Here is a 24,022-nt window from a genome sequence, read left to right as displayed (position 1 = left end):
TCATCAGAGACAATAGGGATCAAGCTAAGATTAGCTACTATTTTCTCGAATGGTAATTAAGGTCATGGTTTGATTGTGCAGTTCGCAGAGAGAGGCGACACCCGTAGGAGCTAGTTCCCCGTAGGAGTAAAAACCCATTTGTTGGGTTCCTTGGGGTAATTCATCTAGTGTAGCTTCTAATTCTTCTTCAGTACGCTCTCCGAGAACTAATCGACGACCAGAACCACTAATGGCGATCGCTAAAGTGGGTTCTAACATTATTGCCTGATTCTGGTTCAATTTGTACTGTTCCCATTCTCCAATTTTGCGTTGATTACTATTGCGAGTAATGAGCGCTGCTGCTAAGGCTCCATCCACTAAACGCTCATAATTTCCTCGCATAAGTTGAGCCACGGAACCGACCGGAATATCGCCTGTAAAAGTTAGGGATTTTGTCTCTTCATTGATGCCGATCAGGGTTCTCACCGTGCGTTTGCGAGCTAAGGGAGTTCCCAATGCTAAAGGAAAAAATAAGCCACTGCTGGGCAAATTTCGGGCGTATTTGCCTAAATATTCTTGATAGAGTTGTAAAACAGGTTTGTGATCTAATTCATACAAAATATTGTGGTGGGAACGAGTGACTTCTCGTTCGGGGCCAAAGATTGTCCAGCCGCCTTGGGAACCATAGCTAATTGCAATATCATTTCCATAAAATCCAACGGCGGAAACAGCGCCATTTGTGGGTAAACGATTCTGTAAAATCCAAGTGTGTTTAAATTGATGATTATCGGCGGCTAATCCTCCAACAATTAAGATGGGTTCTGAAGAATTAAAAACAGAACTTTGATATAAAATTGAATTCAAACCTCGCAAAAATTCACTGCCATTAAGTTGTAATCCATCTCCTAAAATAAAGACGGCTTTTAACTGAGGATCAGCCAATTGTTGAGCAATAGAACGACCTGCTTGATAAGAATAGTCTTGTCTTTGAAGGGGATTTGATGAATTTGTTTCTTCCAAAAGGTGACAAAATGCTGTTTTTAATGAGGTATTGTGAAACTGCAACACACTGACGATTAAACTATCCTTCATCAGGGTTGAACCCCAAATTTCTCCGGCGGTTGAACACCCAATAAAATGAGATTGGGGATAAGCTTCTTTTAGGTCTTGTAAAGGTTCGAGATCCGCTTGAAACTGAACCGCAGCAAAGACAATCACTAAAGTTTGATTTGAGTCCAGGGAGGGCAATGTTTTGACTGACCAGCCCGTGGGTTTCTTCCAAAAAAAAGTTTCTAATTTCATTATGAACTGGGGGCAAAGGAAAAGGAAAAAATTAGGGAAATTGAGCAGAGGAAGCAACTTCGGAGGGAGTTAAACCTTCCTGTTGTTGTTCGGCTTTTAATTTAGGTTGAAGATAGAGATTTTCAACTAATGCCGCGACTCCGGCAAACCAAGGGGGAACAATTAACGCCCCCATAATTCCGAGAACTTGTACACCACCGAGTACAGATAAAAGCTGATATAAGGGGTGAATTCCCACCGATGAACCTACTAATAAGGGATCGAGAACATAGGTTTCAACATTTTGAATAATTCCATATAATAATAAGACCCAAACCACTAAAAATCCGCCTTTGGCTAAGGCAACAATTAAGGCAGGAATTGCCCCTAAAATTGGGCCTAAAAAGGGGATTAAATTGGTAACTCCAGCAATAGCTCCTAAACCAATGGCAAAGTCTTTTAATCCTAAAAATCCTAACGCCGTTGTTGTGGCTACTCCTAAAATTCCAGAAACCAGAATTCGCCCTCGAATATAACCCCCCATCCGTTGACTAATGGGATCAACTTGGGCGGCTAATCGTTCATTCCAAGGATAGGGAAAAAATTGAATAAAACTATGAATTAAGGTTTTACTATCCGCTACCATATAGCCAGAAATAAATAAAGCTAAAATTAAACTAGCAACCCCCCCTAAAATGCCCCTCGTAATTCCATAGGAACGTAAAATTAATTGTTGGCTGGAACGAATCACCCAACTGGTTAACGATTGAGGATCAATGAGTTGTTCAATAAAGGTGGAAGTTTCTGATCCTAATCGACCCGCTAAATCCGTTGCAATTCTAATAATTTGTTCTGCAAAAACCGGAGATTGACGGACTAATAAGGTAATTTGATCGACAACAGCAGGCCCAATAACTAAGCCAAATCCCATTAATCCTGCGATTAAGGTTAAATAAACGATAACAACCGCTAACCATCGAGGAACCTGTTTTTTTTCTGCCCAATTGACAAGGGGGACAATGGAAGCAGCCAAAACAACAGAAATCATTAATAGAACAATTAAACCTCGTAGTTGCCAAAGCAGCACAAGCAGGAAAACCGATGCTACAATCAGAAGCAGACTAGAAAGGGAAAATGAAATACGTCGTTCAGATTTCATGGGTTGGCTATAAGATTAGTCTAAGGGGTGGAGGCCTATCAAAAACCCCATTTTATTCTATCCACCTGCTTTTTTAGTGTAATCATTCTGGCAACATTGGTCAAGAGGAATTCTGGATTAATTTGTTATTAACTATTTTTGCTGTTCTGATTTATTTTAGAATGAATCAATAATATCGTTTAAAATATCTTAACGGTTTGTATCTGGGTAGAAGGTTCTTTATGCGAATTCATGTTGAAGGCTGGCGTTTTATGCCCCATTCTTATAGCATTACCAATCAATTCCAACTCTTGGAAATGCTAAAGCGATCGCCCTTACAATTAACCCATGAAGAGATTCCCCCTTTAAAACCCCAATGGCAACCTTGTACCGGATTATTCAATCTTGAATTAGAAACTTATTTACAACAAATTACTTCAGCCATTAACCCGGTTGCTGATGTTACTCTCAGAATTCATCAACCGTTTAATTTTAAATCTTCTCTGAGTCGAAAAACCTTGGTTTATGCCACTGCACCTTGGGGAATTTTAATTGATTCATCCGCCCCCCTTAAACCTTTATTTCACTTAAAAAATCAGATTTTTAATCCTGATATCACGATTATTACACCGTCTCAATGGTCACGGGAAGGATTCATCAGAAGTGGTCTAAATCCTCAACAGGTAAAGGTTGTTCCTTGGGGTGTTGATCCCAGTATCTATTATCCTCTCAATCAAACAGAACGAACCGCTTTAAGGCAACAATGGGGATGGGATGATTATTTTATTTTTCTTCATATCGGTAGTTTACAAGATCAAGATGGAATTAAACCGATTTTAAAGGCATTTTCTCAAATTGTAGAGGATTATCCACAGGCGAGATTAGTGTTAAAAGGATCAAATCTATTTCACGATTCTGATCACTGGTTAAACAGTGCCTTTAAAACTGTATTAACAGAAGAACAAGTCACTAAAATTTACCCTAAAATTGCCTATTTAGATCAACCTTTATCTTGTACCGCCCTAGCCCAATTGTATCAAGTTTCCGATGCCTATTTAGCCACAGATGTTGCAACGGCTTTTAATTTATCGGTATTGGAAGCTGCTGCATCAGGATTACCAATTCTTTGCAGTTCTGGCGGTGCGACAGAAGACATTACTGATGAGCAGTTTACCTGGAAAATTAAAAGTTCTTTTAAAACTCAAATTATTCACAATCAAAGTCGGTTTTTCCTCCATCCCAGTTGGGAACATCTGGCAGAATTAATGCAAAAAATTATAGATGATTCCGAAGGGCGAGAACAAGCTAAAAAAATCGCTCCTCAATGGATAGCAGAACGTTATACCTGGAAACATACCGTTGATCAACTGTTGGAAATTGCTCAACAAGAAACCCCCATAGCCTGGGCGACTCCCCCTCGTAATCTTCCCGTTTCTTTATCGTCTCCTCACAGTATTATTGTGGAGGGATGGCGAGATCTTCCCCATTCCTATTCCTTTATTAACAGTTACCAACTGTTAGAAATGGTGAAATATCCGGCTTTAAAAGTTTTTCATAAAGATATCCCTTATGTTACCTCTGAATGGAAGCCAAGCAAACAGTTATTAAGTCGGGAAGCTGAGGATATTTTAGATCGAATTCCTGTTCCTGAAACTGACCAAAAGGCAGATGTTACTCTCCGGGTTTATTGTCCGTTTAATTTAACAGCTTCTCCGAGTAAAAGAACCGCTATTTTTGGTTGTACAGAATGGGGAATTGTCCCCCGTTCTATTTTAAAGGGGATGAAAATTGACTGTTTTAGAGAAGCTCATCGCCATTGGGATACCTTAATTATTACCTCTTCCCATTGGTCACGAGAAGGATTTATTCGCAGTGGTGCGGTTCCTGAACGAGTGGTGGTAATTCCGTTAGGAGTGGATACCCAAATCTATCATCCTTTACCCGAAGAAAAACGACAGGAACTTCGCCAACAATTGGGATGGAATGATAGTTTTATTTTCTTAAATATTGGAGTGATGTGGAATGAACGTCAAGGGATTGATCGAATTTTAAAAGCCTTTGCTCGAATTACTGAAAAATACCCAGACGCTCGATTAGTTTTAAAAGGTAGAGATGCCATTTTTCCCTCGAAAGATCATCTCAAACAAGCCACAAAAGACAGCTTAAATGATGAAGAAATACAACGAGTTTCTACTCGAATGCGCTACATTGGTAACAATTTATCCTCCCTAGAAATGGCGCAATTATATCAAGCTGCTGATGCTTATGTGTCTCCCTATTCCGCCGAAGGGTTTAATCTTCCAGTATTAGAAGCGATCGCCTGTGGCGTTCCAGTCATCTGTACCGATGGGGGGCCAACGGATGATTTTACCAATGAAACATTAGTGTATAAAATCAAAAGTACCTTTGATCAAATTACCTTACCAAGCGGTGAAATTCGATTCTTTTTAGAACCGGATCAAGAACATTTATTTGCCTTAATGGAAAAGGTGATTGAACAAGAAAATTTTTATCAAACTTTACAAAAAATTGGGCCAAATTTTGTCGAGCAGAACTTCACCTGGAAAATAATTGTTGAGCAGTTATTAAAGGTTTTATTCCACAACCTTTAATTTTAAAATTAATCCCCAAACAGATGATTTTTAACCGAGAAATTCCTTCTCAGTTTTAAGATTGAGATGTTCTGACTGTTTTTGTTTAAACGGACTTTATCTAGTCATTCTGGGAAGAATACGATACACTAACAATTACCAGTTTAAATTCTTGACGTTTTTGGTAGTACCTCTATGCAATCAGCCGTAACACCTAACACAGAATTAACAATGGATGATCCAAAGCGAGGGATGCCTGTCACCATTATTACAGGGTTCTTAGGCAGTGGGAAAACCACCCTGCTGAATCATATTTTATCGAATCAGCAGGGAATCAAAACCGCCGTCCTGGTGAATGAGTTTGGTGAAATTGGGATTGATAATGAATTGATTATCAATACCGATGAAGATAATACAATGGTTGAGTTAAGTAATGGTTGCGTTTGTTGTACCATTAACGAAGATTTAGTGAATGCGGTTTATAAGGTTTTAGAACGGTCTGAAAAAGTGGATTATATGGTGGTAGAAACCACTGGACTTGCTGATCCGCTTCCCGTTGCTCTAACATTTTTAAGCACCGAATTACGGGATATGACCCGTTTAGATTCCATTGTAACATTGGTAGATTGTGCTAATTTTAGTTTAGATTTATTTAATAGCCAAGCGGCTAACAGCCAGATTGTCTATGGGGATATTATTGTTTTGAATAAAACCGATCTGGTGGATGAAGCCGATGTCGATTTATTAGAAATTAGAATTCGGGATATGAAAAAAGATGCCCGAATTTTACGCACTCATAATTCTCAAGTTCCTCTTCCTTTAATTCTGAGTGTGGGATTATTTGAATCCGATAAATATTTTAATCCTGAATCTGATGCTCATGACCATGACCATGACCATCACGATGACCCTGCTGATCATGTTTGTGATGAACATTGCGATCATGATCACGACCATGAACATCACCATCATCACCATCATGATCACGACCATAAACACCATCACCATCATCATTCTAACCACTTAGAAAATGATGGGTTTACCTCCCTTTCTTTCCAAAGCGATCAACCCCTATCTTTAAGAAAATTTCAATACTTTTTAGATAACCAACTTCCTGGGAGTGTATTCCGCGCTAAAGGAATTTTATGGTTTGATGAAAGTCCCAAACGTCATATTTTTCACCTGAGTGGAAAACGCTTTTCCATTGATGATGATGAGTGGAAAGGGGAACCCAAAACCCAATTAGTTTTAATTGGTCAAGGATTAGATCATGAAACCCTCCAAACTCAACTCAATAATTGTTTATGTCTCCCCTCTACAAACCGGGGTAAAGGGTTTGGGAAATAAGTTATCAGTTATCAGTTATCAGTTATCAGTTACCAGTGAGCAGTTTTGAGTCTTGCATTTTTAGCTAACAATAAACAACTTTTAAATTTTAAACGGTTAACTCTCCACTCTTAACTGCTAAACTGATAACTTGTAACTGACTACGGGCGGAGTAACCCATCAGTGTCAACTTAAGCCGAAAACCTGTGATTACAGCCGAGAACAGATCCCCCTAAATCCCCCTTTTTAAGGGGGACTTTGAACTCTAATTTCCCCCTTTTCATTGGTCATCTAGGAGTAGAAAAAAATCAACGAATTAAGTTGACATCGATTAAGTTAACTCCGCTCCTCTAAACTGATAACTGATGATGCGGATACTTGATAACTGATAACTGATAACTGTTATGCGGGTAATTATTCAGCGAGTTAATCATTCTCAAGTTACTGTTGATGGGGAAATTATAGGTAAAATTGGAAGAGGACTCAACCTATTAGTCGGAATTGCAGAGACAGATACCGAAATTGAACTAAACTGGATGGCGCGAAAATGTTTAGAATTAAGATTATTTCCTGACCCGGAAACCAATACGGGAAAATGGGAAAAATCTGTTCAAGAAATCGGAGGTGAATTATTAGTTGTAAGTCAATTTACCCTTTATGGAGATTGTCGAAAAGGTCGGCGTCCATCTTTTGACCGTTCCGCGCCTCCAGAAAAAGCTGAAAAACTTTATGAACTGTTTGTAGAAAAATTGCGTTTGAGTGGGTTAAACGTCAAAACTGGCAAATTTGGAGCTTTAATGCAAGTGTTAATTGAAAATGATGGCCCTGTTACGTTAACCTTAGAAAAAGAAGCAAACCCTTAATTCTTTCACTAATAAAGTATTTAGAAAAATGACCATTGCTATTGATTTTGGAACCAGTAATACCGTGATCTCCCGTTGGAACCCCGCCACACAACAAGCGGAAACTTTAAAATTACCGAATTTATCCTTAATTTCTAGTCAAAATCCCCCCCTAATTCCCAGTTTAGTTTATTTAAAAGATGCCCGTCAAGGAGACTGTTTATTCGGTCAACAAGTGCGGGATGGGGGATATGATATTAGCAATGATTCTCGCTTTTTTAGGAATTTTAAACGGGGAATTGGTAGCAATATTCAAGGATTTTTACCTGAAATTGATGGTCAAATTATTAGTTTTGAACGAGTTGGAGAATTATTTTTAACGGGAATTGTTAATACAATTCGTCAAATTCCGATGGCGACTGATTCTTTAGTCTTTACCGTTCCCGTTGATAGTTTTGAATCCTATCGATATTGGTTAGGAAAAGTCTCTCAATCTTTGGAGGTGGAACAGGTACAACTCTTAGATGAACCGACAGCAGCAGCGCTAGGATATGGATTAGCAGATCAAGAGCTTTTATTAGTGATTGATTTAGGCGGAGGAACCTTAGATCTTTCCTTAGTTCGGTTAGATGGAAATAGCCATCAAAAACCCTTGGGATTTATTTTAAAATGGGGTCAAAAATCCTTTGCAGAATCATCAGGACAACGGGTAAAAACAGCTAGGGTTTTAGCCAAAGCAGGACAAAATTTAGGAGGTTCGGATATCGATAATTGGTTAGTAGATTATTTTACCCAAACCCAAGGTTTACCCAAAACTGCGTTAACTACTCGTTTAGCAGAACGCTTAAAAATACAATTGTCTTTACAAACCCAAGCAACGGAAGTGTATTTTGATGATGAAACCTTAGATAGCTATGAATTAACCTTAACGAGAAATCAGTTTGAAACGATTCTGAGCAAAGCTCAATTTTTTGAAACTTTAGATGATTCGATTGGAAAAGTATTTCAACAAGCTCGTCGCCAAGGAATCGAAGTTGCGGATATTAATGGGGTTTTACTCGTGGGAGGAAGTGCTCAAATTCCGGCGGTACAAACTTGGATTCAACAATATTTTGAATTCAGTAAAATTCGCTGTGAAAAACCCTTTGAGGCTATTTCTCACGGTGCTTTACAACTAAGTCAAGGCACCAAAATCGAAGATTTTTTATATCATAGTTATGGGGTGCGCTATTGGAACCGTCGAGATAATTGCCACAATTGGCATCCAATTATCAAATCAGGTCAACCTTACCCGATGACAACTCCTGTAGAATTAGTCTTGGGTGCATCTTTAGAAAATCAACCAAGTATCGAATTAATTTTAGGGGAATTGGGAGATGAAACGGGGGGAACCGAGGTTTATTTTGATGGCGATCGCTTAATTACTCGTCGTTTAGATCAGGGTCAAATTGTACAACCCTTAAATGATAACCCAGGAGGTCGAACCATTGCTCAATTAACTCCCCCAGGAAGCCCTGGAAGCGATCGGATTAAAGTTTTATTTCAAGTGGATGACCAACGATTTTTACGCATAACCGTCGAAGATTTATTAACAAATAGAATGCTATTAGACAATCAAGTTGTTGTACAGTTAAGTTAAATGTGCCATCAATCAGGTTTTCAGTCCATCCTGATTTTAAGAGGGGGAAAATATGCGATCGCGCGCCGTTCGAGAAGGTTCCGTTGGTTTGTTAATTCTGTTAGGATTAGGTTTGCTGGGAGCCGTAATTTTATGGCTCAAAAATATTAGTTTAGGAACTCGCAGCTATACTTTAATTGCAGAATTTCCTGATGCGTCTGCATTACAAATCGGAACTCCCGTGCGATATCGAGGAGTTAAAATTGGTCGAGTCACCCGACTGGAAGCCAACTTAAATTCTGTCGATGCTATCTTAGAAATTACACCGAGTAGTTTTATTATTCCTCGTAATATCATCATTCAATCTAACCAAATTGGTTTATTAAATGAAGGATATGTAGATATTATTCCCAAAGGAAATACCGCTCAAAAAATCGCCGATGCAGATCCCTTAAGTCCCGATTGTCCTGATACAATTCTGTGTAATAATACTCGCATTCCTGCGGAAACAGGCATTGATATTATGAAACTGATTTCCAGTTTATATCAGTTTGCAGAAATCTATGGAAATCCTCAGTTATATGTTAATTTGAATACAACCGCAAAAACCACCGCAACGGCTGCACAGGAAGCGACAAAATTGACAGGAAAACTATCGGATTTTTTGGTAGTAGCACAATCTGAAATGAAAGACTTAAATGAGTCAGTTGATACAGGAATTGGCGGTTTAAATCAATCGGTTAATCAAGGTGTTACCTCTTTTACCTCAGAAATTAGTAATCTTTCGACCCGTGTTCAACAAGATACCCAAGAAGTGTCTAAAGCTGCTGTTGAGTCTGCAAACTCAGTCGGTCGTGCTGCGGATCAAATTACATCTCTGAGTAATCAATTTAATGGGTTATTAGCTAATAATCGTGTTACGTTAATTTCTACTTTAGAAAATATTAATCAAACCACAAAAGAATTAAGTGTTTTAGTAACAACCCTCACTCCGATTATGAGTCAGTTAGAACAAGCCAAAATTGTTGAAAATTTAGAAGCCACCTCAGCTAATGCAGAAGCCGCTTCAGCTAACTTAAGAATTCTCTCAAAAGCCGTCAGTGATCCTGAAAACTTAATGCTAATTCAAGAAACTTTAAATTCTACCCGCAATACATTACAAACCCTGCAAAAAATTAGTGAAGATGTGAATCAATTAACCGGGGATGAACAGTTGCAAAATAACCTCAAAAATTTAATTAATGGTTTGAGTCGATTGTTTGGTTCAACTCAACGCTTAGAACGTCAAAAATCCATGTCTGAACAATTAGAACCCTTAGCAGAAGCAGTGGAAAAAACTCAAGTTACACTCTCCACAATCAATCAAGCTTCAACTGTTAACACCGAAACACCACAACCCAATAAAACTATAGACAAATTGATGGATTCTGCTACAACTTATTCTGTTGATCAAAATCAAAAATTTATTTCTCAACCTTCCTATCCCCTAGAAACAAGTTCTCCCTCTATCTTAAATCCCAATCATTAGTCAAAAAGAGCATTAACTAAACCCGGTTTCGGTTCCTTTTCCCCCATGAACTAGCGCTAATTTTTCATACCGTTTAGCGTGTTCAATTAAATCTGCTGCTTCCTCTGGAGAAATTTCCCGTATCCGTTTTGCGGGAACACCAACAACTAAAGAAAACGGAGGAACATCTTTGGTAACAATTGAGCCCGCCCCAATAATACTTCCGGTTCCAACTCGCACCCCGTCCAATATAACCGCCCCAATGCCGATTAAACTTCCTCGTTCAATATGAGCCGCATGAATCACCGCCCGATGGCCAACGGTAACACAATCTTCTAAAAGTGTCACCTGACCTGGATCACCATGTAAAATAGCACCATCCTGAATATTGGTTTTTTCCCCAATCACAATCCGTTCTACATCTCCCCGAACAACAGCCCCATACCAAATACTCGCCCCAGCCCCAACTTCCACAGAACCCACCACCACAGCATTTGCAGCGACAAAGGCAGCTTGGGAGAGATCTACAGCAGGCCAATAGGTTGGGGGAGTCAACAAAGGTTGATCAGACATGGGTGTAAGATTCCGTAAAAAACGAACAAACTACAATAGAGAAGAAAGGGTAAAATTCCCATAGTTATAATAAACGACAGCCCTGGTGTAAAACCATTTAATGATGAATTCTGCCTTGCAGTACCCAATTTTTGGCCCAGAGATTAGTTGTCCCCATTGTCGTCAGCAAATTCCGGCCCTGACGCTGACGGATACCTATTTATGTCCCCGTCATGGCGCTTTTGAAGCTGACCCGAATACAGGTGAGTTGGTTCATTTGCAATCAGGTCGTCATTGGCGAGAATGGCAGGGGGAATGGTATCGACAACATACTCATCCCGATGGAATTCGATTTGAAATTCATGAAGCGTTAGACCGACTCTACACTCAAGGTTATCGGGCTACCCGTGTGGTTATCGCTAAACGCTATCAAGAGTTAATCAGTGCCTATTTAGAACGCAGTGCCCCTTGGCGGAATGGGACAGATACCACACAACCGAGATTATACGGTTTACCTGTGGAATTTAGCCCCGATGCCAAGGATGAACCGTGCTGGGATGTGATTAATTTTGATTTAGATAAAGAACAGGGAGTGCCTGTCCGTTATCCCTATTTTCGATTATTTGAATAGGGGGAAAATTCATGCACCATGCGTCAATTCGGACGGCTAATATTCATCGAGCGATCGCTTTTTATGAAACCCTGGGATTTACGGTTTGTGAACGGTTTACAACGGGATATACCTTAGCGTGTTGGATGGAAGGGTTAAACGGACGAATTGAATTGATTGAAATTCCCCAACCGAAACCTGCTCCTGATGCGTTCTCGGATGAGCATTATGTGGGTTATTATCATCTTTCGTTTGATTTAACAAATCAAGTTTCTGATTTAGCGAGTTGGTTAAATGATCTTAAAAATCAGTTTAATCAAGGAGTTACAGAACAGCCCAATTTATTTCAACCGTTAAAAATTCTATTAGAACCTATGCAACAAATGATCGGAGATCGGGTGTATGAAGTCATGTTTATTGCGGACACAGACGGTTTACCTTTAGAATTTATCCGCATTTTGTCGGCTGTCTAACCAACCTCCACCCATTCCCTAAGAATCTTGTTCATAAAAATATAGAATTCAAAGTTTCCAAACTTGATATAATTTTTCCAAAAGTTTAGATCAAAACTTTGAAGCCTAGAGAAGTTCTGATTTTTTAAATAAAAGGGTAAAAATATGATAAAATTTAATTTCGATTTTAAATTATTATTTCAACAAATCTTCGTTGGTTTAGGTGTATTATTGATCCTGATTTTAGGATTGAATTCTATCCTAATGCAACCCGCTTTTGCTGGGGTTGATTTATCTCGTCAACCGACAACGGAAGTTACCGTTAGTTTAAGTAATGAATCAGGAGAATTAAAATTTTTCCCGGATCACTTCCAATTTGAAGCTGGAAAACCCTATAAATTAATCTTAAAAAATCCCAGTCCCGGTAAACATTATTTCACCGCTAAAGATTTTGCGGATATGAGTTGGACACAAAAAGTTGAGTCTGGAAAATTAGAAGTTAAAGGGGCCATTCACGATTTAGAATTAAAACCGGGTGGGGAAGCAACCTGGGTATTTGTTCCCATCAGAACTGGAACTTATAGTTTACGCTGTTCTATCCCCGGACATACCGAAGCTGGAATGAAAGGGGAAATTATTATTACCGAGAACTCGTGATTACAAACGTAAAGATTTATTAATAAAATTTAGCTTAGGTAAAGCTTTATGATCTGGATTTAAAGATTGAGTGAAATTAAGACCTATCAGAGTATAGAGGGAAACTGGATGAGGGTGATTATAGTATATTGAAGAATATCAGGGGTATTATTCGCATATTTTCTGATGCAAAAACGGTTTTTCAACCGAGATCAGTTCCCAACTGAGCTAATAATTAACACTGCATCTGAGGGAAATAGGGCCGACTGAAACCCACAACCCACAGGGGGTCATTATGACAGGGTTAGAATTGGCTATTTTTATTGTAGGGCCGTTAGTTTCGTTTGTATTTGCGATCGCATTAACACCCAACAAACCGGAGATTGTTTCTGACCAGGAACATTCTCATATTTAATTTAATGAAGGTTTACGGGAGTGAGGGCAAAAGTCTCGTAAACTAGAGTCAGATTATTCTGACGGTTAAAACCGATGATAGGTTCCATAACTTTTAAACGGTTTTCACAAATTCTACTCGGTGGTGTGAGTGGAATTTTTATCTTGAGTTTTCATCAAGCCCAAGTTGCTGTATCTTTGCCGACTGTTGGGTTACCAACTCAAAATCAGGTTCTTCCAGCCGAGATTAATTCTTCTGAAGATTACATCGAAAAACCCACTATTCCCCCTTTAGGAGAACCAGCCCCCTTTATCCCCAGACAACCTTTCCCCCCTCCGACTTTAAAGAAACCTGAAAAACCTTATTATTCTTTAATTCCAGAACGCTATAAAGGCAAAACCGTTAATCACGTTTCTCCTCGAAATCAAGAAAAAGTAATTGCCTTAACCTTTGATGATGGCCCTTGGTTAGACACCTTAAAAGTCTTAGTGGTTTTACAACAGTTTGATATTAAAGCCACATTTTTTATTTTAGGTCGCAATTTAGTATTATACCCTGAAATTATACAACAAGTGGTTCAAGGGGGTCATGCGGTTGGGAATCATACTTGGACACATCCTTATGTTAAAATGGAGTCCCAGCAGGCAAAATCAGAAATTGAAAATACAGCCGCAAAATTACAGTTAATGACAGGGTTAAAAACCCGGTTATTTCGTCCTCCTGGCGGCATTTTAGATAATGGAACGGCGGAGTATGCTCGCAGTAAAAACTATGCCATTATTATGTGGTCAATTGATACGAAAGACTATCAACAAGCCTCGGCTGAAATTTTAGCAGAGCGGGTTTTAAATCAAGCCCGTCCAGGGGATATTGTTTTAATGCACGATGGCGGTGGAAATCGGTTTCAAACCATAGAAGCTTTAAAGATGATCATTCCTGAATTACAAAAACGAGGCTATCGGTTTGTCACTGTTCCTGAATTATTAGCCTTATCTGAATAGTAAGCTAAATTCCACGAACTAGGTAATCATTGATGGAATTTTAGCCAACGCACTCTAGTCTCATCATTTCTCCAACCTTTGACAGATGAATTTTAGAGTTTTAACTCTTTAAAATAATAAAAGGGTCAATGATTCAATTGAGCTTATACAGCCCCAAAATAACCCATTTTAAAGCTCAGATTGTTCATGCAAACTTTAATAGTAAATTCATCATCATTAGGAGAATAGCATGGCATTAAACAATAACAGTTCATCTAAAAAGCGGGTGGCAATTTTAATTGAAAATGGAGTTGAAGATGCAGAGTTTCTGATTCCTTATAATGCCTTTAAAATGTCTGAGGTGGAAACCGTTGTTCTCGGTTCTCGGATGAATGAAAAATACAAAGGAAAACAGGGAAAAATGACTCATTCTGCCGATGGAACCACGACAGAAGCCCGTCCAGAAGACTTTGATGCTGTGATTATTCCGGGGGGAATGGCACCCGATAAAATGCGCTGTAACCCCAATACAGTTAGATTTGTGCAGAATATGATGGAACAAGGAAAATGGGTCGCTGCGGTTTGTCATGGCCCCCAGGTATTAATTGAAGGAGATTTATTACAGGGAAAAAATGCAACGGGGTTTGTGTCTATTCGCAAAGATATGATGAATTCTGGGGCAATTTATCTAAATAAACCTGTAGTTATAGATGGTAATTTAATCACCTCTCGTCAACCCGGAGATTTAGCGATTTTTACCACTGCAATTTTACACCGATTAGGGTTAGGAAAACAAGCGGGTCTTCCTGATGAAAATAACAATTTAGCGGAATGGTGGAAATTAGCGGATGCTTGGGGAGGTTCTACCAAAGGAGAAATAGCTAAAGCATTGAATACGGCTTTAGCAGGAGAACATTATTCTTTAGAAGCCTTAGAACAGTATTCAGAAAAAGCAGATTATCTAAAATTAAAGTTAATGTTGAAGGATTTTATTGCGATTAAACGGCGACATATTGATCAATTAGAAACTCGTTTGCAAGAGTTAGGAGAAAAACCGAGTTTACCATCAGCAATGGCGGAACCCTATGCGAAGTTAAAAAGTTGGTTACAGTCTAGTGATGATATAGCGGTTACAAAACGAGCATTAGGGGATATTCAAACCGGGGTTGTTGATGTTTTTAATTTACGGGTTCAAACCACTGACCCAATTTCAACGGCTTTATTTACCGAAATTGAACAACATTTAGCCGAACAAGAACAACAATTAGTCGAACTTTATCAAACCATGTTAGGGTCAAAATCTCCTGAACCTGCGACCCCTTCTACGGGTGCTGCTATCAGTATGTAGGTTGTTTGAATTCAAGGTTAAAGCCCAACAATAATTTTTTTATAGCGATCGCTTCTTGATTTAAAGAGGGGCGATCACTATTCTATCGCGTAAATCTAAATTAATCTATAGATGATCTCTAAATACCCCGTAGAGACGCGCCATGGCGCGTCTCTACACAATACGGATGCGTAGCAAGTATTTAAAGATTTCATATAAGTTTAAATCAATTGTACAACTGTTTTGATTCCAAAATTATCGTAAGGGGGAGGTAACCTCGCCCCTACCTAGAAATCACAGTATTTTTGGGGATTAATAATTGGGCTGACTATTTTATATAATTGATTTAAACTTGCTATATAGCAGTTTCCTATTCTATCTCCTAAACAGCCAAATCTTTTAATCGCATGGAATATGATATGTCATTTTATGATTGGGGTTCCGGGTTCAGGAAAGTCAACGATTGCTCAACAACTTGCGGAAATTACCCAGGGTATTATTATTTCTACAGATCGAATTCGAGAGCAACTTTATGGGGAGGAAATTATTCAGGGGAATTGGTCAGAAATTGAAGCAGAAGTTTTAAGACAAATGGAAACGGCGATCGCTTCTTCTCAACCGATTATTTATGATGCGACTAATGCTTATCCCCAATGGCGACTCGAATTGTTAGAAAAAATTGCTTTAATTTCTCCTGAAATTCCTCGGTCTTGGATGGCTTGGGTATTAGAAACCCCGATAGAAATTTGCAAACAATGGAATCAAAATCGCCAGCGCCAGGTTCCTGAATTTGTTATTGAAAAAATGGGAAAAGCGATCGCCAATTTCCCGCCCACTTTATCAGAAGGATTTATCAAAGTTTATCATTTAAAACCAGGCTGTTTCAACTTATATATGAGTGCAATTTACCGTGCAAGAGACTGAGTGGGAGTTTGCGGAAATCTAGGCCAATACTCTGATATCTCCTCCTTATATCATTCGGAAAAATATTATTTTAATGTAGGATTTAATAGCCGTTGTTTTTTCGTTGGGTTTACGTTAGGATATAGTAAAGAGGTTAAACTATGGAAATTACAAATAAAAAATTTGGATTGCGAAATGGTGCAAACTGGACATCGTTTGAGAAGTTTCGTTTGCAGGGCGCAGAAGCACTCAGTCTGATCGCCAATGGTGCGATCGCTACTCTCCAGACAAAAACAGGAAAGTACCGCATTATTGAGGAAAGTGACTTTCAAGCAATGTATGGACTAGCCCGTGATGTTGATCGGCTAAGGGGAGGATTGCGTGTCGTCATCTCGGCTGTGCGTGTGGCACAAAAACACCCTGAGCAAGAGACTCTTAATCTACTTGCTGAAACAGTTGCTATGATGGGAGATTTGCCTGAGCTTCCTACCCGCAATAGCTTTGAGCGATTAGTTCCAGAAAATTTCGACTGGGATGAGGAGGATGAAGTGATGCTCGATCCTGATGAAATTGAGCGTCCTTTGCAATCTGAGAATGCGATCGACAATAGGATAGAGCGATCATGATGGCTGTAGCAAATAATGATCCTAACAATCTGCAAACTCTTGAAAATCAGCTACGCGAACTTTCTCACGACGATCGAGTTCTCACAATTATTCAGGACTTTGCTGATCGACTTGGTAAGACAAAAGACCGTCAGAAAGTTTTCGGAGCAGAGGGAGCGCTGGTGCGTCAGCCAATTGAGTATAAGGATATGTTAGCAAGAGGTCTGATTCGGGATGATGAAGATGTCTTCGCCCTTTTGCAGGGAGATATTGTTAGTAGTGACGCTGGCTATTTCTTGGGAGAACGTATTACTAGCATGAAGTTTGCTATTGCAAGCTCAACCTGTGACCTTGTTCAGGGTCGTCGCGATTATGCCTCACTGCTGCGATTGCAACCCATTTTTTCTGACGATCCTCAAGCAAAGCAACTCCTTAGTGAAATGCTAAGGTTCAAATCCACTAAGCGAATGTATCTTCCACCATTACCAGGGGACTCTCGCCATGTCGTGGGTAATGCTGTAGTATTTGATGGGGTTATACAGATACGCCTTGATGATTTGCTGTTAGCGACACGGCACGCCAGCTTAAGTCTTGTTGGGTGGAGAATATTTGGTTCTCTTGTTCGGACAATTATGGTACGAGCAGGTGCTAGTGAAACAGAAATGCGATCAAAAGCCTAGGTGAAAAACCAGAGATTTTACAGGCAAACTCGAAATTACTGGATTTGGAGTTTCTGCAAGTTTGCGAGGCAGAAGCGAAACATTTGGCTCGTACCAGTCAACAGCCAACAGTCAACAATTAACTTAAAACCGAGTTTCATACTCAAACCGAATTTCACTTTCATTATTAAAATTTGTAGCTCCGCGTAACAATAAATTATCATTCAGACGATAATTAATATTAAAGAGAAAAGGTTGATGAGCCGCTAAGACACGACTTAAAGACACATAGGTATTATCGGTTACATCTAAACCGACTTCAATTCCGACCCCTAATGCGGAAGCTCTTCCACTTGAACCTCGTTCAGCAACCCGTGAGGGATAAATTCTAAATTCTGTTAATCCGGTTGCATTAATAATATCCTGTTGTAGCTTACCAAATAACCCCGCACTGGCAATATTTGCTAATACTAATGTACTATCATCTTGAATGCCTTGAATTACACTTCCACCCAATAAAGCGACTAATTCATTTTGAGAACGAGGCGGAGAACTTTGTAACTTAATAATATCATTAATTTCCGATGCTGGGCCGCGCACAAGGGCAACAATACGGATCGTTCGCACCGTTCCAAACCGAGACGGACTTAAGGCTTCTGTTTGTTCAGCCGGGAATGCAGAGGGAGGAGAAACAAAGCGCACTGCTTCAGGAACACGGGTGACTAAGCGAACATTTAAAATGGGGTCGAGTCCCTCAGAAGGAACAAAAATTGCTTGTTGAGGATAGCCTCGATCTAATCGTAATTGACTGGTATAAAGATTCACTTGTCCTCCCGTTAAGTCAATGGTTCCTTGAGGACGAATATCATTAATACTGGCTAAACTTCCATTCAATTGAATTGTTCCTTGGGCTGTAAAATTAATTAAAGGAGCATCTAAAATCGGGGGAGTCATGACTTGAATATCATCGGCTAACGTGAGTTTTAATCCATTTAAACTAACATTAACTGGGGGTTGAGAATTCGTTTCCGGGGTATCGGTTGGTAAGGTGGCGGTTTCTTGAGACGGTAAAATCACTCTTCCCTGACTTAATACGACTTCTCCGCCTAATTTGGGTTTTAAAGCTGTTCCTGTAATTGTGATAGCACCGGAAGCATTTCCTTTATAGAGATCGGGTAAATTTAGGGTTAATTGATCTAAGCTTAATTGTAGGGGAGTTTGCAGATCGGGATCGGTTTCAGCAAAGGGATAAGACACGGGTAAAACGCCACTTAAGAGGATATTTCCGGTTCCTTTATCTCCTTGTAATTCGCCTTTAATTTCTTTAACGTGAATGCGATCGCCTGTAAATAAAGCGGTTCCACTTAATCCGACAATAGACTGTTCTAAACTGCGGGCGGTTAAGACTGCATCTTGAATTTTAAATAATCCTTCGGGTTTGAGATTGAGTTTAATTCCTCCCGTTTCTGGTTGTTGCAAACTGCCACTAATTCTTAATTGGACTAATCCCTTTCCTTCCTGCCAATCTAACTCAGGATTCAGTAAATTAATCACCGCTAACCCTTCATCTTTAATATCCACTCTCACATCAACTAAATCGCTTTCTGGAGTGACTTTAGCAAAGGGTAATTTAAAGGGGAGAGTGCCTTTAAATGCAATCGGATCAACTTCAGTGACTAATAAGCTACCCCCAAATCGTAAGCGAGCATTATTATAGCTAAAACTGCTTTGAGCTTCTTGAACCGGATCACCATTTACTGTTGCTTCTAATAAAGTTAATTCTCCCGATGCTTGGGGATTATCTAAAGTTCCCCCAACACTCGCCCGCACATTTAATTGTCCGGTTAAATCAACATTCGGTAAATCGACAATTTTTTCAATTTCTTCTAAGCGGATATTTTTGACCCGGAATTGACCAGAAGGTTGTTGATTAGCTAAATTTAATTGTCCGCGAAAATCATATAATGTTGCACCCGAACGCAGTTGTATGGGTTCAACTCGTAAGACATTATCGGCAAAATTAGCTTCTAATAAAAACTGATTAGCCCTATATTTTCCATAGTTCCAATCTTCACCTTTAACCGTTGCAGTCGCTTGAATTCCTGATGGAATTGAACCTTGAAAAGCAATTTCTCCGGTGAATTTTCCTTGTAAATCTTGTAAGGGCGGTAAAGGTTCCTCTGCCGCTTCTTCAATTGATTGTTGTAAGATGGCTTGAATTTCTGCAAATCGTCGTAATTGTTGCAATAATGTGGGATTTCCCGGTAAACCAACGGGAACTGGAGTGACTTCTGTGGCTGTTGCATAGTCGGGGGGTTTTAATCCTCTGGCTAAATCTTCTAAATTAAAGATTTTTAACGCGGTTAAGACATCCTGTAAACTCCCTTGAGGGATTTTAATAGTTCCTTCAAATTGATTGGATACAGTCGATAAATTTTGAGTGTTGGGTGTGGAAAGACTGGCTAAAATTTCAGAAACCTGGGCTTTAGTATTAATTAAAACTTGAGTGATACCTTTTTTCAGTTCAGCATCCGTTAAGGTGGCAATTCCATTTTGATAATTAAAATTTCCTTTAAAGGAATCCGCTTGAATATATCCTAAAGCGGGTTCTTGAACAATAATATTTCCTGTTGCACCGATTTGATTCAGATTAAAACTGGCTAAATTAGAAACTGTAACTTGTCCCGATGCTATCCCTTTTAACAGTCCAATATCGAATTGAGCTAAAGGAGAAAGACTTAAGGCTTGTAGGGGAAATTGTTCTAAGCTAATGTTTAAATTATTTCCCTGTGATTGTCCGACTAATAAGCTTTTATCCCGTTGAACTAAAAATGAAACGGGTAAATATTGATCATCTAAAATTAGTTCAATTTTATCCTGTTCTCCTGCTAAAGCAACATTCACCTGTTGACCGGGAGTAATATTAACGGTTCCCGCTAAAAGGGGATCAAAAGTTACATCCCGCAGGGCAAAATTATTTAATCTTAAATTTCCGTTAAGATTCAAGGCGGAAAGAGTTCCCGTTAACTTCCCATTAAAATTAACAATTCCCGCCACTAAAGGGCTATCTCCGGTTGTGACTTCTGGGGGTAAAATTGCTAAAATATTCTGAGCTAAGGGAGATTGTAAATCAAAATTATTGACCCGAACATTTAAGTTTAAATTTGAGAGTTGGGGGATGCCATTTCCTTGAAATTCAACCCCAATAAATCCATCGGTTGAAAATCCTGGGGTTTCAGCTTTTTGAATATTAATTTGCTGACCATTCCAACTCGCAATGGCATCAAAGGGTTGTTTAATAATCGGTAATTCTGTTAGCCGTAATTGACCTAAAGCTTGTATTGTTTTAGGATTAATAGAGGCTAGATTTCCCTGTCCAAGGATTTCAGTATTTAATAATCCTCGTAATAAAGGCATATTTTCTGCTTGGTCTAGCAGTCCGTTTTGACGTAAATTAGCCATGAGTTCAGGAATTTGAGATTCAACTAACCGAGAGAACCGACTAAGGGCAATTTCATCTCCTTTGAAACCTGCTTTCCATTGTCCTTGTTGGGTTTCTCCGGTTGCTAAAACTAAGCCTCCTCCTTGACCTAAATTAACTTTTCCATCCAAATTAGCTATTAAGTTATTGGGTGAAAAATTGGTTAAATTTCCGCGAAAGTTAGCTGACCCCTGGAGAAATCCGCCTTGTAAATTTAAAGCGTTAATTTCGGCTACTAAACTAGGTTGTAAATTAGCTAAGGGTAATCCTAAATTGATTAAAGGTTGCAGAGGAATTTGATTGGTAATAACTTGGGCTATCAACTGATTATTTTGTAATTGTCCTTCTGCATTAATTGTACCGCCAAAATTCCCTAAATTAACTTGCCCTGATGCGTTAGCAATAATGGTATTTAGGTTTAAGTTATCTAAATTTCCGGTAATATTTCCGCCTGCGGTTAAACGACTATTCCGCAGGTCAATTGTTTGAATTTGGGTTTGAACATTATTGGGTAAATTAGCGAAGGGTAAACCTAAATTAATCCAAGGATTTAATTGAACATCCCTGGCGTTAAATTCGCCTTGAAACTGTCCTTGATTGATTTGACTATTGGCGGTAATGATTCCCCCTAAATTTCCTAAATTAATTATTGTTTTTGCGTTTCCCGTGAGGCTATTCGGGGTAAAATTTTCTATATTACCGTTGAGAGAACCTGCAATTTGTAGAGTTCCTTGGCTGAAATCTAAGTTTTGCAGTTGTGCGCGTGTAGAATTGGGGATATTAGCAAGCGGTAATCCAATATTAATTAATCGAGGTAAGGCTAAATTATCGCTGGAAAATTCTGTTTGAAATAGTCCATTTTGTAGTTGAGCGATCGCATTAATCGTGCTATCCTGAAAATTAAGTTGAATTTGACTATCCGCAATTAAAGTATTTAGGGAAAATTCCTTTAAATTTCCTGATAATTTGGCAGCGAGATTTAAACGACCATCGGTCAAATCAACAGATTGAATTTGTTGTTTTGTCGCATTAGGAATGGGGGCAAATAATAAACCTAAATCAACTAAAGGCGTGATTGCAATTTGATTTCCTAAAATTTCAGCGTTCCAAATATCATTATTATTTTTTTGAGCAATCAGATTCAGATTACCGTTAGCAATTTCAACTTGTGCTTTAGCCGTATTTCCTAAAAATTGAGCTTGACCCAAAATCGGATAGGTCGCCGAGGGTAAGCTAAATTTAGCCTCACCTTTTAAGTTGTCTAAATTTCCAGAAACTTGAGCATTTGCGGATAAATTACCAATTCTAAAACTTGGTAAAAGTCCATAGGATTGAGCGATAGCATCCCCTGGAATATTATCCACTATAAAATCTAGCTTAACCGTCGGATTAAAATCAACTTTTCGGGTTGTAATTTCAGGCTTTGGAGGTAAGGTTTGGAGCGATTGATTCGGAGTGGGTTTTTGTTGACGGATAATGACTTGATCACCAGATTTAAGCAGTTCCGGTTGGGGGCCTAATAATGCAGTTAATCCGTTTAATTGAACTTCTCCATTTCCCTTAACTGACCCTCCAACGGACGGTTGAATTAATAAATTTTGGATACCTATAACTGGATCGGCTAAAATTTTAAAATTGGGATCAAATTTTGCTAATACATTAAAATCCGTTTGAATGGTATCAAAATAAATTCGATCAATTAACGTTTTTTCAGTGGTAGCAATCGTTCCTGAAATTTGAGGGGTTTGTAAATAGCCTTTTAAGTTGACATTAGCTTTTAATTCTCCCGTAACGGGAAAGGGTAAATTGAGGGGTTTTCCTTGAATTCCTTCTACGGTTTTTAACAGTATTGAAACTTGAACAGGTTGTAAATTAGCTGCTAAATTAACTTGAGTTTTAGCCAATTCTAAATTAGGATTTGTTAAAACAGATCCCTTCAAATTTAGAGCTAAATCTCCCATTGTTGTATTAAACTGATCAATAATCAGTTGAGTTCCCGCAAATCGTAATTTAGCTTGACTTAAATTAACCGTATCGGGAAGATTTTCAACCCCAACTTTAATTTGATCTAAATTTAACGTTCCCCGAACATCTAAGGGTTTATAATTATCTAATTTAACGCTTAAATTTGTATTTAATTTACCTTGTTTGACGGACACACCCGGAGTAGAAACAAACCAGGCGATTAAGGGTAAATCTATCCGATTGGCTTGAATTTGAGCATTGACTCTGCCTGGTTTTAGTAAGGCATCTCCCTTAATGGCAAAGGTTCCAGTATCCCCAATTGTTCCGGCTAAATCTGCTTGAATTCGTTCATTATCTTCCCTTAAGTTAGCTCTAACTTGATCAACCCCGATTAAAATTGGTTTTTGTGTTTTAGTTCCTTTAGCATTAGCTCTCAAAATCTCATAAGGCATTAAATTAATTTGAGCCTTTTCTATGCCAATCGTTCTAAAGACTAAAGTAATGGGAGGATTTGGATCTAAATTTAGTTTTGTATTCAGCCAATTTCCTGATGCGTCTTCCTCAATATAAACATTAGGTTTAATTAAAGTAATATCCAGTTGAACTTTTGGTTTAAATAAAGATAAAAGGGAAAAATTAACTTCTACTGCTTCCGCTTGTGCTTTGTCGGTATCTGTTGCTGTCGGGGGAATTGATGAGTTACCAAAACGAATACTATTAAGGGTAAATCCTTCAACGGGGCCGACATTAACAGGCCGTTGTATAATGGTTTCTAAAACACCGCCAATAATCGGTGCTAACCGATATCGAATAAACCAGGCGGCTGTTGTTCCTACTGTTAAGAGGGTGATTCCGCATCCGACACCCCCCCAAACCAGGATGCGCCTTAATCGTCGTCGGGGATGTAAAATTGGTTCAGAATTGGGATTAGGAGAATGAGTCATCTCAAATCTGGCTCTGGGTTAATCAAAACACTATTATAGAAGCAATTGAGACTTTAGCATTTTAGCAGTGACATTGATAGCACAGAAGGAAGATGAGAACATTATAGGTATAAGTTAAGTTAAGAAGATTTAGAAACGTTAATCTTTTTCAACATCAAAACCACCGATTTTTTCTACTAAATGGGGTAGATTTACCTTTTGCAAATCTTGATGCAGTTCTTGGTCACTATCG

At 38.8% G+C, this 24,022-nt stretch carries 17 protein-coding genes; 13 read left to right on the top strand and 4 right to left on the bottom strand.

Going from position 1 to position 24,022, the window contains the following annotated elements; translation table 11 throughout:
* Positions 1-30: 30 nt before the first annotated feature.
* On the bottom strand, positions 31-1,281 hold the full coding sequence (locus tag H6G57_RS04705) for an FIST signal transduction protein (RefSeq protein ID WP_190516464.1): 1,251 nt from the start codon (positions 1,279-1,281) through the stop codon (positions 31-33).
* 31 nt (positions 1,282-1,312) lie between these two features.
* Complete coding sequence (locus H6G57_RS04700; RefSeq protein WP_190516463.1) at positions 1,313-2,419, bottom strand: AI-2E family transporter; 1,107 nt, start codon at positions 2,417-2,419, stop codon at positions 1,313-1,315.
* 221 nt (positions 2,420-2,640) lie between these two features.
* On the opposite strand from H6G57_RS04700, the gene H6G57_RS04695 reads away from it, so the two are divergent.
* From H6G57_RS04695 to H6G57_RS04675, 5 genes are all read left to right on the top strand, one after another.
* Entirely contained in the window at positions 2,641-5,010 is a 2,370-nt protein-coding gene (locus H6G57_RS04695; RefSeq protein ID WP_190516462.1) for a glycosyltransferase, read from the top strand.
* Positions 5,011-5,184: 174 nt separating this feature from the next.
* On the top strand, positions 5,185-6,336 hold the full coding sequence (locus H6G57_RS04690) for a GTP-binding protein (protein WP_190516461.1): 1,152 nt from the start codon (positions 5,185-5,187) through the stop codon (positions 6,334-6,336).
* 383 nt (positions 6,337-6,719) lie between these two features.
* Complete coding sequence (dtd, locus tag H6G57_RS04685) at positions 6,720-7,178, top strand: D-aminoacyl-tRNA deacylase (protein WP_190516459.1); 459 nt, start codon at positions 6,720-6,722, stop codon at positions 7,176-7,178.
* Between the two features lie 28 nt (positions 7,179-7,206).
* Complete coding sequence (locus H6G57_RS04680; protein WP_190516457.1) at positions 7,207-8,796, top strand: Hsp70 family protein; 1,590 nt, start codon at positions 7,207-7,209, stop codon at positions 8,794-8,796.
* A 52-nt stretch (positions 8,797-8,848) separates the two neighbouring features.
* Positions 8,849-10,303: an MlaD family protein gene (locus H6G57_RS04675; protein ID WP_190516455.1), complete on the top strand. Its 1,455-nt coding sequence runs from the start codon at positions 8,849-8,851 to the stop codon at positions 10,301-10,303.
* 12 nt (positions 10,304-10,315) lie between these two features.
* Here the strand turns inward: H6G57_RS04675 and H6G57_RS04670 are convergent, their stop codons facing one another.
* Positions 10,316-10,855 (bottom strand): gamma carbonic anhydrase family protein, encoded by a 540-nt coding sequence (locus H6G57_RS04670; protein WP_190516454.1) that lies wholly within the window; start codon positions 10,853-10,855, stop codon positions 10,316-10,318.
* Between the two features lie 100 nt (positions 10,856-10,955).
* Between H6G57_RS04670 and H6G57_RS04665 the strand changes: the two genes are divergently transcribed.
* The 8 genes from H6G57_RS04665 to H6G57_RS04630 all read left to right on the top strand — a co-directional run bounded on the left by H6G57_RS04665 (position 10,956) and on the right by H6G57_RS04630 (position 17,421).
* Positions 10,956-11,465 carry a TIGR02652 family protein gene (locus tag H6G57_RS04665; protein WP_190516452.1) on the top strand — a complete coding sequence of 170 codons (510 nt, stop codon included), beginning with the start codon at positions 10,956-10,958 and terminating at the stop codon, positions 11,463-11,465.
* An 11-nt stretch (positions 11,466-11,476) separates the two neighbouring features.
* Positions 11,477-11,917 (top strand): VOC family protein, encoded by a 441-nt coding sequence (locus tag H6G57_RS04660; protein ID WP_190516451.1) that lies wholly within the window; start codon positions 11,477-11,479, stop codon positions 11,915-11,917.
* A gap of 144 nt (positions 11,918-12,061) precedes the next feature.
* A complete protein-coding gene (locus H6G57_RS04655) occupies positions 12,062-12,553 on the top strand; it encodes a plastocyanin/azurin family copper-binding protein (protein ID WP_190516449.1) in 492 nt (163 codons plus the stop codon).
* 468 nt (positions 12,554-13,021) lie between these two features.
* Complete coding sequence (locus H6G57_RS04650) at positions 13,022-13,927, top strand: polysaccharide deacetylase family protein (protein ID WP_190516448.1); 906 nt, start codon at positions 13,022-13,024, stop codon at positions 13,925-13,927.
* Between the two features lie 229 nt (positions 13,928-14,156).
* Positions 14,157-15,254: a DJ-1/PfpI/YhbO family deglycase/protease gene (locus tag H6G57_RS04645; RefSeq protein ID WP_190516446.1), complete on the top strand. Its 1,098-nt coding sequence runs from the start codon at positions 14,157-14,159 to the stop codon at positions 15,252-15,254.
* A gap of 393 nt (positions 15,255-15,647) precedes the next feature.
* Positions 15,648-16,157: an ATP-binding protein gene (locus H6G57_RS04640; protein ID WP_190516444.1), complete on the top strand. Its 510-nt coding sequence runs from the start codon at positions 15,648-15,650 to the stop codon at positions 16,155-16,157.
* Positions 16,158-16,297: 140 nt separating this feature from the next.
* Entirely contained in the window at positions 16,298-16,762 is a 465-nt protein-coding gene (locus H6G57_RS04635) for a hypothetical protein (RefSeq protein ID WP_190516442.1), read from the top strand.
* Positions 16,759-17,421 (top strand): hypothetical protein, encoded by a 663-nt coding sequence (locus H6G57_RS04630; RefSeq protein ID WP_199313984.1) that lies wholly within the window; start codon positions 16,759-16,761, stop codon positions 17,419-17,421. The genes H6G57_RS04635 and H6G57_RS04630 overlap by 4 nt, the downstream gene beginning before the upstream one ends.
* Positions 17,422-17,544: 123 nt before the next feature.
* On the opposite strand, the gene H6G57_RS04625 is transcribed toward H6G57_RS04630, so the two are convergent.
* Positions 17,545-23,790 (bottom strand): translocation/assembly module TamB domain-containing protein, encoded by a 6,246-nt coding sequence (locus H6G57_RS04625; RefSeq protein WP_190516440.1) that lies wholly within the window; start codon positions 23,788-23,790, stop codon positions 17,545-17,547.
* Positions 23,791-24,022: the final 232 nt, after the last annotated feature.

The sequence above is a fragment of the Planktothrix sp. FACHB-1365 genome (assembly GCF_014697575.1).
Taxonomy (GTDB): domain Bacteria; phylum Cyanobacteriota; class Cyanobacteriia; order Cyanobacteriales; family Microcoleaceae; genus Planktothrix.
Note: the sequence above shows the minus strand (reverse complement) of the source record. Positions and strands in the feature narration are given on the sequence as shown.

Excerpts from the sequence above, each read along its gene's own strand:
- H6G57_RS04705 (WP_190516464.1), bottom strand. The coding sequence starts at position 1,281 with ATGAAATTAGAAACTTTTTTTTGGAAGAAACCCACGGGCTGGTCAGTC.
- H6G57_RS04700 (WP_190516463.1), bottom strand. The coding sequence starts at position 2,419 with ATGAAATCTGAACGACGTATTTCATTTTCCCTTTCTAGTCTGCTTCTG.
- H6G57_RS04695 (WP_190516462.1), top strand. The coding sequence starts at position 2,641 with ATGCGAATTCATGTTGAAGGCTGGCGTTTTATGCCCCATTCTTATAGC.
- H6G57_RS04690 (WP_190516461.1), top strand. The coding sequence starts at position 5,185 with ATGCAATCAGCCGTAACACCTAACACAGAATTAACAATGGATGATCCA.
- dtd (WP_190516459.1), top strand. The coding sequence starts at position 6,720 with ATGCGGGTAATTATTCAGCGAGTTAATCATTCTCAAGTTACTGTTGAT.
- H6G57_RS04680 (WP_190516457.1), top strand. The coding sequence starts at position 7,207 with ATGACCATTGCTATTGATTTTGGAACCAGTAATACCGTGATCTCCCGT.
- H6G57_RS04675 (WP_190516455.1), top strand. The coding sequence starts at position 8,849 with ATGCGATCGCGCGCCGTTCGAGAAGGTTCCGTTGGTTTGTTAATTCTG.
- H6G57_RS04670 (WP_190516454.1), bottom strand. The coding sequence starts at position 10,855 with ATGTCTGATCAACCTTTGTTGACTCCCCCAACCTATTGGCCTGCTGTA.
- H6G57_RS04665 (WP_190516452.1), top strand. The coding sequence starts at position 10,956 with ATGATGAATTCTGCCTTGCAGTACCCAATTTTTGGCCCAGAGATTAGT.
- H6G57_RS04660 (WP_190516451.1), top strand. The coding sequence starts at position 11,477 with ATGCACCATGCGTCAATTCGGACGGCTAATATTCATCGAGCGATCGCT.
- H6G57_RS04655 (WP_190516449.1), top strand. The coding sequence starts at position 12,062 with ATGATAAAATTTAATTTCGATTTTAAATTATTATTTCAACAAATCTTC.
- H6G57_RS04650 (WP_190516448.1), top strand. The coding sequence starts at position 13,022 with ATGATAGGTTCCATAACTTTTAAACGGTTTTCACAAATTCTACTCGGT.
- H6G57_RS04645 (WP_190516446.1), top strand. The coding sequence starts at position 14,157 with ATGGCATTAAACAATAACAGTTCATCTAAAAAGCGGGTGGCAATTTTA.
- H6G57_RS04640 (WP_190516444.1), top strand. The coding sequence starts at position 15,648 with ATGATATGTCATTTTATGATTGGGGTTCCGGGTTCAGGAAAGTCAACG.
- H6G57_RS04635 (WP_190516442.1), top strand. The coding sequence starts at position 16,298 with ATGGAAATTACAAATAAAAAATTTGGATTGCGAAATGGTGCAAACTGG.
- H6G57_RS04630 (WP_199313984.1), top strand. The coding sequence starts at position 16,759 with ATGATGGCTGTAGCAAATAATGATCCTAACAATCTGCAAACTCTTGAA.
- H6G57_RS04625 (WP_190516440.1), bottom strand. The coding sequence starts at position 23,790 with ATGACTCATTCTCCTAATCCCAATTCTGAACCAATTTTACATCCCCGA.